General features: G+C 74.4%; 9 protein-coding genes. 4 read left to right on the top strand and 5 right to left on the bottom strand.

All coding sequences use genetic code 11. The annotated features are described in order from the left end of the window. A partial coding sequence (locus tag ACFXAZ_RS37175; protein WP_384600711.1) for a zinc ribbon domain-containing protein occupies positions 1-317 on the top strand: 317 nt, incomplete at its 5' end. Positions 318-352: 35 nt separating this feature from the next. Here the strand turns inward: ACFXAZ_RS37175 and ACFXAZ_RS37170 are convergent. The 3 genes from ACFXAZ_RS37170 to ACFXAZ_RS37160 form a co-directional block, all read right to left on the bottom strand. Beyond that, positions 353-2,026 (bottom strand): hypothetical protein, encoded by a 1,674-nt coding sequence (locus ACFXAZ_RS37170; protein WP_384600708.1) that lies wholly within the window; start codon positions 2,024-2,026, stop codon positions 353-355. Further along, complete coding sequence (locus ACFXAZ_RS37165; protein WP_384600705.1) at positions 2,017-3,084, bottom strand: hypothetical protein; 1,068 nt, start codon at positions 3,082-3,084, stop codon at positions 2,017-2,019. The genes ACFXAZ_RS37170 and ACFXAZ_RS37165 overlap by 10 nt, the downstream gene beginning before the upstream one ends. A gap of 106 nt (positions 3,085-3,190) precedes the next feature. Then, complete coding sequence (locus ACFXAZ_RS37160; protein ID WP_384600702.1) at positions 3,191-4,174, bottom strand: phosphatase PAP2 family protein; 984 nt, start codon at positions 4,172-4,174, stop codon at positions 3,191-3,193. Between the two features lie 243 nt (positions 4,175-4,417). Between ACFXAZ_RS37160 and ACFXAZ_RS37155 the strand changes: the two genes are divergently transcribed. Beyond that, positions 4,418-5,011, top strand: a complete 594-nt coding sequence (locus ACFXAZ_RS37155) for a histidine phosphatase family protein (RefSeq protein ID WP_384600699.1) — start codon at positions 4,418-4,420, stop codon at positions 5,009-5,011. A gap of 72 nt (positions 5,012-5,083) precedes the next feature. On the opposite strand, the gene ACFXAZ_RS37150 is transcribed toward ACFXAZ_RS37155, so the two are convergent. Beyond that, positions 5,084-6,526 carry a hypothetical protein gene (locus ACFXAZ_RS37150; RefSeq protein ID WP_384600696.1) on the bottom strand — a complete coding sequence of 481 codons (1,443 nt, stop codon included), beginning with the start codon at positions 6,524-6,526 and terminating at the stop codon, positions 5,084-5,086. Positions 6,527-6,811: 285 nt separating this feature from the next. Between ACFXAZ_RS37150 and ACFXAZ_RS37145 the strand changes: the two genes are divergently transcribed. Both ACFXAZ_RS37145 and ACFXAZ_RS37140 read left to right on the top strand, forming a co-directional pair. Next, complete coding sequence (locus ACFXAZ_RS37145; protein ID WP_384600693.1) at positions 6,812-7,243, top strand: hypothetical protein; 432 nt, start codon at positions 6,812-6,814, stop codon at positions 7,241-7,243. A 152-nt stretch (positions 7,244-7,395) separates the two neighbouring features. Further along, complete coding sequence (locus tag ACFXAZ_RS37140) at positions 7,396-8,262, top strand: spermidine synthase (protein WP_384600690.1); 867 nt, start codon at positions 7,396-7,398, stop codon at positions 8,260-8,262. A gap of 49 nt (positions 8,263-8,311) precedes the next feature. Here the strand turns inward: ACFXAZ_RS37140 and ACFXAZ_RS37135 are convergent, their stop codons facing one another. Further along, the gene (locus ACFXAZ_RS37135; RefSeq protein ID WP_384600687.1) at positions 8,312-11,608 is read right to left on the bottom strand and encodes a S8 family serine peptidase; all 3,297 of its coding nucleotides are present in this window, start codon (positions 11,606-11,608) and stop codon (positions 8,312-8,314) included. Positions 11,609-12,049 lie beyond the last annotated feature (441 nt).

Here is a 12,049-nt window from a genome sequence, read left to right as displayed (position 1 = left end):
ATACCACCATGGCCCGCAAAGCCGCTGACGCGGCGATCGGCGCCACCGAGCAGGCCCTGATCGAGATGGGCCGCAAGCACGCACGGGACATCCGTCTCGTGCACCCCGCGCACACCACCATGGACTGCGCGTCGTGCGGAGCGAGAACCAAGCACGCACTTCCTCTTTCCGAACGTACCTACACCTGTACCGCGTGCGGAGCCGTCTCCCCCAGGGACAAGAACTCCGCACGCGTGATGCTCGTCCGGGCTGGTCTCACCCCGGCTGGTGCCGAGGGCGTAAGACCTGCGGGAGCGCTGCTCCCACAGGCAGCCTGAGCCAGGAATCCCCTCCCTTCAGGGAGGGGAGGATGTCAAAGGATGTCCTCCTCGGTGACGACGGGATCGGCGGTCAATCCGGTTGATTCAGCCGATCCGGTCGATCCGGCCGTTTCACCCGGTGGCCCGCCGTGGGTCCATGGCGTGTTCTCCGGCTCGGGGAGCCGGGCGCCGCCGCGCTGTTCGTGCTCGAACAGGGTGAAGCACACCCGGTCGCCCTTCTCCGGCAGCGATCCTTCCGCCGGTTCCTTGCCGCGGCCCATCTTGTCGAGGATCCGCAGCACGACCAGCGCGCTGCCGTCCCCCGGGACAGGGCCCCCGTTTTCCCCGGACCCACCGGACTCGTCGTGTCCGGCGTACCCGACGAACTCGGCCGACTGCGGTTTGCCGCCCAGTGAGCGGTACACCTTCGTCCGTTCCGCCAGGTAGGGCCGGTCCTCCGTGCGGAGGGTGATCAGTGGGCGTGGGCTGGGGCGTTTGCCCTCGCTGTAGGTCATGGCCACCTCGATGACCTCGCCCACCAGCGCCTCCCCGGCCAGCCGTCGCCCCGCCATCACCAGCGGGTCGTCGAGCGCCTCCTGTGCCTCCAGGCGGGCCTGTTCGCGCTCGCGGGTGGCGAGTTTGTTCGCGGCGGTCACCGCGTCGTCGTGGCGCGGCTGCGGCGGCTCGCCCGCGAGCACCCGGTCGCGGTGCCCGGTGAACGACCAGCGGTCGCGCGTCCACCGCTCCTCGACCCGCGCGCCCTCGGGCAGCTCCCGCAGCAGGTCGAGGCCGCGCCACACCGCGTGCCAGGTGGGCAGGGTCCGGGACGCCACCAGCTCCCGGACGGCCCGCTCGGCGGCGGTGACCTCGCCCAGCCGGTCGTCGGCCTCCAGGCCGTCCTCGGCGGCGGCGAAGGCCGTACGCGCGCGGTCGTAGCGGTCGATGGCCGGGGCGAGCAGCTTGTTGTCGAACGCCGGGTCGGTGGCGGGCCCGGCGGGCGGGCAGCGCAACTGCCCCTCCCGGTCCCGGTCCAGCTCCGCCGCCAGCGCCGCCCCCGCGCCGGACCCGCCCCCGGGCGGGTCGATCCAGGCGAGCAGCGCGCCCAGGTGCTGGTCCTCCATGCCGGACTGGCCGGTCGCCCAGTGCCGGGACAGCAGATCGGTCATGGCCAGGAGCAGCGAGGAGCCCGGCACCCGCGCCCGCTCCCCGTAGTGCGTCAGCCACCGCCCGAGCAGCGGCACGCGCGGGGGCGCCGGATAGGGCGCCTCCGGGTCCTGCTCCGCCGTCCGCCGGAACCGGGTCGACCGGCCCAGCAGCCGTACGTACGCCACCCCCGCGCGGTTCGGGACGATCAGCTGCGGGGCGTCCGCGCACAGGTCGACCTCGACCTTGACCCGCTTGCCGGTCTCCGGGTCGGTCTCGGTGCGCTCGGCGGCCTCGACCGACTCCGCGTAGGCGTCGACATAGGGCAGCACCACATCGGCCAGCTCGGCGAGGAACGCGAACCGCAGCTCCCGGTCGCGCGGCTGGGCCACGGTCAGCAGCCGGGGCGCGTCCCGGTCGGTCCCGACCAGCGCCCCGAGCGGCGCACCGGCCTCACCGGCCGTGGTGAGCGGCACGAACACCAGCGGGTGCGCGGACAGCCGTCGGTGCCGGACGGTGGCGGCGGGCTGGGCGCGCCCGGTGTGCACGGCCTCCAGCCGGGCGAGCGTCGAGATCAGCGACATGTGGCGCCCTCGCTCTCCGGGCTCCCCGCGCCCGGTGTCCCGCTCCCCGGCCCGACGACCGTGAGCCGCCGTGCCGCCGCCTCGCCCAGCGCCTCCGCCCGCAGCCGCGCCGCCCGGCGCAGCGCGATGACCGTGGGGTCGTCGGGGTCGTACGGATCCTCCGGGCCGGGCTGGTCGCCGTACGCGCCGCGGGCCGCCGCCAGGACGCCGGCCACGTCGGTCAGGGCGCCCAGTTCGGCGCGCAGCGGGCGGCCCAGGGCGGTCACCGCGCCGGCCGCGCGGGCCCGTGCCCGGCAGTGGAAGGCCAGCTCGCAGGCCGACAGACACTCGGGCGCGTAGGCCGCCGGGACCGATTCGACGGACGCCACCAACTGCTCGGCGGGCAGCTCGGGGGCGAAGCAGGTGCCCTCGGGCAGGGCGGCGGCGATCTCGTCCAGGCGGGTCAGCCGGCGCAGCTGGCGGGCGGTCACCGCGCGCTGCTTGCGGATGTCGACGGCGGACGCGGTGGGCAGGTTGGAGAAGTCCCTGGGACAGACCAGCAGCACCTCATGACCCACGCGCGGGGCGGGGTCCAGGCGCGCGGCGACCTCCTCCAGCGCCAGCACGTACACCGCCGCCTGGCGGGCCGCCGCGCCCACCTTCGCCGGGTCCGCCGAACCGTCCAGCATCGGGAAGGACTTGATCTCCACGACCGTCCAGTGCCCGTCCGGGTGCACCACCACCGCGTCCGGCTCCAGGAACGCCGGGGCGCCCGCCACGTCCAGGGCGAGCATCGGATGGTCCAGCAGCGTCCACGCCCCGGCGGGGGTGGCCTCGCGCAGCGCCAGCGCCGTACGCGCCGCGCGGCCCTCGGGGCCGGTCGCCGACAGGTCGGGCACGCGCGCGGCGGCGGGCGGTTCGGCGCCCGCGTCGAGGGTGCGGTGCACCAGGCCCAGCAGTTCCGCGCCGCCGTCCGCCTTGACGCGGGCCTCGAAGGCGTTGCCCCGCGCGAAGGCGAACTGGGACTGGCCGAAGACCGACGGGGAGCCCAGCGCGCTCGCCAGCTTCGCCTTGTTCACCCCGGCGCCGTCCAGGATCGCGCGGCGGGAACAGCCCGGGTTGGCGGCCAGCGCCGCCAGGGCACGCGCGTCCAGCGCCTTGGCCGGGACGCCCGGACCGCGCAGCTCAGCGAGCCTTGCCCACGCTCTCGGCCTCGCCGCTGCGGGAGAGTTCCCATCCCGCGACGTCGCCGGCTCCCGGGTCCGCGGGGGCGGAACCCGGTCCGGTGGGTGACTCGCGCTGCCGTGGAATTCGTTCACCCGTGGAAGTCTGGCATCCACCACTGACAACGGGGGCCCGTGCGGCCCACGAGCCCCAGGGGAACGCCGGGTACCGGGCCGTGACGGCGGCCCGCAGCCGGTCCGCGGTCCGCAGCACGTACGGCGTCAGCAGCAGTCCCGCGCCCATCACGAGCGCGCCCGCGACCGCGTCCAGGAAGTAGTGGTTCGCGGTGCCCATCACCACGACCGTCGTCACCAGCGGATAGAGCACCGCCACGGCCTTCGTCAGCCGGGTCCCGCCGAACCGCCACAGGATCACCCCGCACCACAGCGCCCAGCCGACGTGCAGACTCGGCAGCGCCGCGTACTGGTTCGTCATCGCGCCCAGCCCGCGTGGCGCGCTCGCCTCTCCCGCCCACCAGCCGTACGCGCTGTACTGCGCCATGGTGTCGACGAACCCGTAGGAGGGTTCGAGCAGCCGGGGCGGGCAGGTGGGTATCAGGGTGAAGCCGATCAGGCCGATGAACGTCGAGGTCATCAGCCAGGTGCGGGCGGCGCGGTAGCGCACGGTCCGGGAGCGGAACAGCCAGATCAGGATCGCCGGGGTGAGCAGGTAGTGCAGTGACGCGTACCAGAAGTCGGCGGGTATCCCGATCCATGGCTCGCGGGTGAACAGCCGGTTGAGCGGATGCTCGGCGTTGAGCCGCAGCGCCTTCTCCAGACGCAGGATCGCCAGGCCGTGGTCGACGGCGGTGGACTCGTCGCCCCGGGCGAGCAGCCGGCCCGCGGAGTAACAGCCGTACACGAGCAGGAGCAGCGGCAGCTCGGTCCACCAGCGGGGGCGGGGTGGTGCGGACGCCTCGATGCCCGTTCTGTCGGAATGCGGCATCCGATCGCCCTCCCCCTCGTCTCGGTCGTGTCACTCTACGGCGTACACCCGCAGCTCCGATGGGGCACTCCAGCCTGGGAAGACGCAGAGATCGCCCGCCGGGTTGCCCTATATGGGCGTAGGCGATGATGGGGGAAGCCGTCCGGCTTCTCGCCCCGCGACACCCCGGCGGCAAGCCCACGACACCGCCGCCATCACACCCCCGGCGCTCCTCGGACGCCCGGCACTCCGAAAGGCCCCGCCATGGCACCGCGCATCCTGCTGGCCCGGCACGGACAGACCCAGTGGTCACTGTCCGGCAAGCACACCGGCAGGACCGATGTCCCCCTCCTGGAAGAGGGCCGGCGCGGCGCGAAGCTGCTGGGGGAGCGGTTGCACCGGCCGCCCTTCGAGGGCCTCGTGGACGCCGAGGTCCGCACCAGCCCGCTCGCCCGCGCGCGCGAGACCTGCGAACTCGCCGGTTTCGGCGACCGCGCCACGCCCTGGGACACGCTCATGGAGTGGGACTACGGGGCGTACGAGGGCATGACCCCGGACGAGATCCAGGCCGTCCGCCCCGGCTGGCTGATCTGGCGCGACGGCGTCCCCGACGGTGAGACCACGGCCGACCTGACGTCCCGCGCCGACGAGATCGTCGCCTGGGCCCGCTCGTCCGACCGCGATGTCCTGGTCTTCGCCCACGGCCACATCCTGCGCGCCCTGGCCGCCCGCTGGCTCGGCCTCCCCCTCCTCTTCGCCGCCCGCGTCAAACTCGCCCCCACGTCCCTCTCCCTCCTGTCCTGGGCCTACGACGAACCGGCCATCGAGACCTGGAACGACCGGGGACACCTGGGATAGCGCCGAGCGGGTCCCCCGGGCCCACCCGGACAGGAAGCCACCAGCAACACCCCCAGCCACCAGCCCCACCCCTCACCCCGCCCGCGGCAGCGCAGCGTGTTTCTCCAGGAAGTCCGATACGCCCGACGCGCGTCGGTGGGGGAGGAGGACTCGGGCCGTGCCGGCGAGCATGGTGTGGATGCGGGAGGACTGGACCTGGTGGAGGAGGGCGAGGACGCCGAGGCCCGCCTGGGCGGCTTCGTCGGGGCGGCCTCCGCGGGCGAGGTCGTCGGCGAGTTCCGCGGTGTACAGGGCGATGTTGCGGGTGAAGTGCGGGTCCTGGAGATGGGCGGCCCGGCGGGCGTGCCGGGCGGCGCGGGACCAGTCGCCGAGCGTCGACCAGCACTGTGCCTCAAGGCCCGCCAGCTCGGCCTCGCCGTAGAAGGTCATCCACTCCGGATCGGCGTCGCAGGCGCCCCGTTCGAAGAGGGCCCGCGCGCGGGCGAGGGCCTGGGCGCAGCCGGTGCGGTCGGCGAGCCCCGCCCAGCCGCCCGCCTCCCGCAGCGCGAGCAGCGACATCAGCCGCGCGGAACCCAGCGGGCGCGCGATGCGCTGCGCGGCCTGCGCCGTCCGCACCGCCTCGCGGGGCCGCCCGGCGTCCCGCGCGAGGAACGCCGTGTTGCAGAACGCGTGCGCCTCAAGTCCCGCGTCCCCGGCCACCCGCGCGGTGGCCAGCGCCTCCGCGTAGTGCGAGCGGGCGTCGTCGAACCGGCCCGAGTCGTGCGCCAGCCAGCCCACCGAGATGGCCAGTTCCCCGGCGCCCGAGTGCAGCCGGTCGGCGGTCGCCTGCCGGGTCGCGCCCGCGTCCAGCAGCGCGTAGGCGGCACGCAGCGGGGCCGCCGCACGCCGGTAGAGACCATCGGCGCCGTGCCGGTCGTCCAGCAGCCGGATCCTGCGGACCGCCTCCTCCAGGGCGCCCGCCTCGCTCGCCCCGGCCCGCGGTACCGAGCGCTGCGCGGCGAGGGCGCCGGGTGCCAGGGCCAGCGGGCCCAGCGAGGCGGCGGCCACGGTGACGCCACCGCCGGTCATGAACGCGCGACGCAGCACGTCGCTCTCCTCGTAGTCGTGGTGCCATGCGTACGGGTCCCGCGCCGCGCCCGGCGGATGCTCCCCCCGCGCCTCGTCCTCCTCCCGCGCCGGGCTCGCGCTGCGCGCGGGGGACGCCCGGGGCGTCGTACGCGCGGCCCGGCCGCGGACGGACGAACGGGGAGCGAAGCCCAGGTCGGTCAGTGTCCGGCCGGGGAACAGGTGCAGGAACACCCGCTCGTACGCGTAGTTGGGGCAGCGGATCTCACCCGCCTCGACCCGGCCGATGTAGCGCGCGTCACAGCTGACCTGCTCGCCGATCTCCCGCGCGGCCCGCCGCACCTCGGCGGCGAACTCCGCCGGGGAGCGCCGCCCGCGCAGTCGCCGGAAGGCGAGGTTCGGCCGCGGTGGCCGTGGGGGCTGGGACGAGGTCACCGTTGACGACGTCATGGCCGGGTCCTCTCATGCGAACCGTCGAACCCTGCCGGATGTGAGGCGAGTTGACCTATTTATCAGGTTTGCCAGGATGGTGCCCCTGTGGTCCGGCGGCACGAACGTACCCCCGTGGGGGGTCCGCCACGCGGTGTTTGGCTACAAACCGGATATCTCATCCGTGATCTGCCATGAACTGCCATCCTTTGCGGCGCACTTCCGGCGTAGCCGTTGACGCTCCGCCGCGTTGAACCCTGCGGACCGGGAGCCACCCGACTCCCGACCGCATGCCCAAGGAGGTTCGTGGTGGAGGCCGGGATGGAGACCAGGCAGAGTATCGATTTCCGTGGTGCGCGCGGTGCGAGAAGTGTGCACAGCGCGCCGCCGACCGAGTGGGACCTCGTGACCGTCCCCGCGCGGCAGGGACTTGAGGCGGTCGACATCCTGCGCCGGGGCGCCTGCGAGGCGGTGGGCCCCGTCCTCCATGACGACGGCTGCGACACCCTCGGCTTCCTGGTGCCGCCCGGCACCGCCGCCGCCTGGGACGTCCCCGGCAGCACCTGTACCGAGACCGACGGCCGCGGACTGAGCGTCGCCGCCCCCGAACCCCCCGCCGACGGCTCCGGCTGGCTGCTGCCCCCCGGCGACACCGACCTCGCCACCGACCCGGCCGTACTGCGCGAGGCCCTCGGCGAGGCGGCCCGGCTGATCGCGGCGGCGGACAACTGCTGCTGACGCCAGACCGTACGGGCCCCGGTACCGGACCGTACGGCCCCCGACCCCGACATCCCCGACCGGACATCCCCGACCCGGCGCAGCCGACCCCGCGTCCATGACCAGGCACCCAGGACGGGCGCCGCCCCCCCACCCCCTGGGACACTGGCCCCATGGGAAAGTCCAGGAACACTCCCCGGCGCCGACCCGCCGGGGCCCTTGTCGAGGCCGTCGACGGCGGGCTCGCCGAGCTGATCCCGGACCGGGAGCGGGCGCGGGCCTGGACGCTGCTGATCGACGGGGCACCGCAGTCCCACGTCGATCTGGACGACCCGGCGTTCCTCTCCTTCGAGTACCAGCGCCGCCTCGGCCATGTCATCGACCTCGCCGCCCCGCCCGGCACCCCGCTCAAGGCGGTGCATCTGGGCGGCGGTGCCCTCACCCTCGCCCGCTATCTCGCCGCCACCCGCCCCCGCGCCACCCAGCAGGTCGTCGAGCGGGACGCGCCCCTGGTCGAACTGGTCCGGCGCGAACTGCCGTTGGCGGCCGGGGCCCGGATCCGGGTCCGGTCGGCCGACGCGCGCGAAGGACTCGCCAAGGTCGCCGACGGATGGGCCGATCTGATCCTGGTGGATGTGTTCAGCGGCGCCCGCACCCCCGCCCATCTGACCTCCACCGAGTTCCTGGACGAGGTCCGCCGGGCGCTGCGGCCGGGCGGCCTGTACGCCGCGAACCTCGCCGACGGTCCGCCGCTCGCCCATCTGCGCGGCCAGATCGCCACCGCCGCCGCCCGGTTCACCGAGGTCGCCCTGATCGCCGACCCGGCGGTACTGCGCGGCAAGCGGTTCGGCAACGCCGTACTGGTCGCCTCCGACCTGCCGCTGCCGCTCGCCGAACTCACCCGCCGCGCCGCCTGCGACCCGCACCCCGCCCGGGTCGCGCACGGCCGCGAGCTGACCGACTTCACGGGCGGCGCCCTCCCGGTGACGGACGCGGCGGCGGTGGCATCACCGGCACCACCGCCGTCCGTCTTCCGCTAGGTCCCAGTGGGCCCGGGTGGGCCCGGGTGGGTCCGAGTGGGCCAAGGGGTCACGCCGTGCGATAGGCGTCCACGATCGTCTGGCCGAAGACGTTCCCCTGCCGGTCCCGTACCGTCGCCCGCAAGGACACCGACCCGCCCGCCGCCGGGTTCGTGACGGTCACCGCCCCCTGCCGGACGGCCGCCGGACGCCAGCTCCCGCCGCCGTCGTACGACACCGACACAGACAGCGAGGCGAGGCCGCGGCCCGCCGCCGAACCCGCCACGGTGACCGGGATCCGCTGCCGCGCACCGGCCGGTGCCGTGGAGTCGAGCGCCAGTTCGGGCGCGTACCGGACCACGCTCGCCGGGACGGCGGTGGGGGACGACGTGTGCGCGGAGGTGAACTCGGCCTGCCAGGTCACCCGTGAGGTGACCGAGGCGATCGCGGCCGGGCGGGCGGCCGTCGTGACCAGCCGGTAGCGGGCCTTGCCGGGCGGCAGCAGGAAGCGCGCGGAGTCGAGCGGGCCGTCGGCGGTGGCGAGGAGACGGCCGTCGCGGTAGAGGCTGGTGGTCGTCGCGGCGGGGTCGTACAGGCTGCCGCCCGCGTGGCCCGCCCCGTCGGTGAAGGGGGCGATCGAGCCGGTGAGCGTGTCCCCGTCGCGGACCAGTCCGCCCCCGCCGCTCCCGGCCCCCAGCGCCGGGCCGAAGACGCCCGTGTTGACCGTCTCCGTACGGCTCTCGCCCGGCCGGTACGCGCGGGCGGGGATCTCGTACTGCGCCTGGAGGCTCCCGCCCGCGGTGTCGCGTTGCTCGGAGCGGGCCGACCAGGTGTGGTCGCCCTGGAGATAGACGGTCCGCGTGTTCGGCAGGTCGCTGTAGTAGCCGACGCCGGAGGTGCCGGTGCCGGGCAGCAGCGTCCAGTTCACGCCGGTCGCGCCCGCCACGGAGGAGCCCTGGCGCAGGGTCAGCTTCGCCAGGTCGGCGGCGGCGACATGCTGGACATGACCGGTGTAGAAGCTGTCGGGCAGGGTGTGGGCGAGGTGGTACTCGCTGCCGTCGCCGCCGGTCCAGTGCGAGACGAAGTAGGAGGTGACCTCGCCGGGCGTGGGCGGGTCGCCGATCAGACCGGTGCGGGCGCCCGTCAGGCTCGCCGGCAGACCGATGCTGGCGGACGCCTCCAGGCCGCCCGAGCGGACCACCGTCGACATGAAGGTGGCGTAGCCCCTGGCCTGCGGATCGGGCAGGGTGACCTCGACCGGCCGGGCGTCGCGCGCGTCGAAGGCGATGGTCATGTCCCGGTCGACGGTCACCTTCGGGGCGACCAGGTTGTCGATGCCACCGGCCGCGAAGTTACGGCCGACCAGCGTGTAGTCACCCGCCGGGACCTCCACGGTCGCGGTGCCGTTCTCGCCCCTGACCAGCTCGAAGACCCCGTTGCCGAGCCCGGTGAGCCAGGCGGCCCAGTTGAAGATCCCGGGCGGCAGCCCGTCCCGGCCGGTGGCCTCGATGGTGACCTCGTACGTATTGCCCGCCCGGTCGAGACCACCCGTGCTGCGCACGCTCTGACCGTCCCCGGCGGCGGTCAGCGTCAGGCTGTACGCCCCGTTGGCCTCGCCGCCGACGCGCGTGTCGGCGGTGACCTCGACGCCCGCGGTGCCGCCCGCCGGGACGGTGACCCGGTCCGCGCCGAGGGTGAACAGACCCTCGGGGGCCGGGCCGCCGTCGGGGCCGGTGGTGGCGGTGGTCAGTTCGAGGGTGACCGGCGTGTCCCCGAGGTTGCGGTAGCCGACCGTACGGGTCTGGGGCTCGTCGTCGGTGTGCGGCCACTCGGCGCGGCCGAAGTTCAGCGAGCCGGGCTCGGCCACCACGCTCTGGGCGGTCGCACGGGTGAGGTCGATCCGTCCGGTGCCCTGCTCGTACGCCGTACCGTCACCGGGCAGCGCCGAACCGGTCAGCAGGGCCTTGACGCGGGCGCCGCTCCAGTCCGGGTGACGCTGCATCAGCAGGGCCGCCGCGCCCGCGACATGCGGGGTGGCCATGGAGGTGCCGTTGAGGGTGACATAGCCGGGCACCGGGTGCGGGGCGTCCGGCCGGGTGCCCTCGGCCGAGGCGGCGGTGATGGCGACACCCGGCGCGGTGACATCGGGTTTGACGCCGCCGTCCAGGCGCGGCCCGCGCGAGGAGAAGTCGGCCGGCTGGTCCAGCTTGTCCACCGCGCCCACGGTCAGCGCGGCCTCCGCCACCCCGGGCGAGGCCAGCGTGCCCGCCCCCGACCCGGCGTTGCCCGCCGCGACCACGAACAGCGCCCGGTCGGAGAGCGCCTCCACGGCCTCTTCCAGCGGGTCGGTGCCCGGGGTGTCGGTCGCCCCGAGGGACAGGTTGACGACATCGGCGCCCTGCGCCACCGCCCACTCCATCCCGGCGACGATCCCCGAGGTCAGCCCGGAGCCCTCGGTGTTGAGCACCTTGCCGTTGAGGAGTTCCGCGCCGGGCGCCACGCCCTTGAAGCGGCCCTCGGAGCCCGCGCCGGTCCCGGCGGCCGTGGAGGCGACATGCGTGCCGTGTCCGTTGCCGTCGCGCAGGTCGGCGTCCGTGGAGAAGTTCTGCCCGGCGACGACCTTGCCCGCGAGATCCGGGTGCGTGGTGTCGATGCCGGTGTCCAGGACGGCGATCCGTACGCCGGTCCCGTCCAGGCCCGCCTCCCACAGCCCGGGGGCGCCGATCTGCGGCACGCTGGTGTCCAGGGCGGCGGTCACCACCCGGTCCAGCCGCAACGACGCGACGCCCGGGGCCAGTTCACTGCGGCCGTCCTCGGTGTCGGTCAGCGCGGACCAGGCCGCCGGTGTCTCCTCCGGCGCCACCACGACCGCCTCGCCGTCCACCGACGCCAGCTCGCGCACCTCGGCGTCCGTGCCCGCGTCCAGCCGGCCGCGCGCCGCCGGGTCCTCGGCCGCGTACCGGACCAGCACCGGGGCCCCGCCGCCCGCCACCTCGCCGTACTCGGGGCGGCTCAGTTCGGCCACGTCGAACAGCGCCAGATCCAGTGTGCCCGCGTCGATCAGCGGCTCGGCGTCGGCGGGCACGACATAGGTGTGCTCGCCGGTCCGGCTGATCTGGAGCGGTATGCCGGACCGGCCCTCGCCGGGCGTGACACCGACGGCGTCACCCCGCGCGTCCAGAAGCACCTGATCGCCGGTGATCAGGGTCACCGAGCGGTAGGCGGAGGGGGAGGGGGAGGGGGTGAGTACGGGGGTGGGGGCGTCCGGCGCGGCCACGGCCGGGGTGCCGGTGAGTCCCGCCGCCAGGAGCAGCGTGAGGGCAGCGGTGAACCGGCTTCTCGCGCGGGTTCTCGGGGTTGCCAGCAAGGTCGTCCCTGTCTGTGGGTGGGGGCAGAGAGCAGAGTGACGTGGGTGACGTGGGTGACGTCAGTGCTGTACAGATCCCCAATTTCGTCAGTGAGTTGACGTGGGGAAGGGGCGTCGGCGACCGGAAACGATCCCCCTGCGCAGGGCCGACTCGCGGACTCGTACCGGATGTCGGTGTTTCGTAGCCGCCCGCAATTGACCGGTTCCAAAGAAAACCAGGGCACATCACCGGTTTCCGGATGACCTCGAAAATGGCGGGTACTGTCCGCCCCCGCCCCCGTCGCCGGAGGTGGCACGGCCGTAGGGGTGACAACGCGACGGGACCCCGGGCGGCCCGACGGCGGGGGGGGGGGCGGGACAGACAGATGAGGTGGGGCCCGGCAGGCGAGTGAGCCGAGTGACACACAAGAAAATGGGGGGGGATTGTTCTGGGACCAACAC

The sequence above is a fragment of the Streptomyces sp. NPDC059477 genome (genome assembly GCF_042749375.1).
GTDB lineage: Bacteria > Actinomycetota > Actinomycetes > Streptomycetales > Streptomycetaceae > Streptomyces.
Note: the sequence above shows the minus strand (reverse complement) of the source record. Positions and strands in the feature narration are given on the sequence as shown.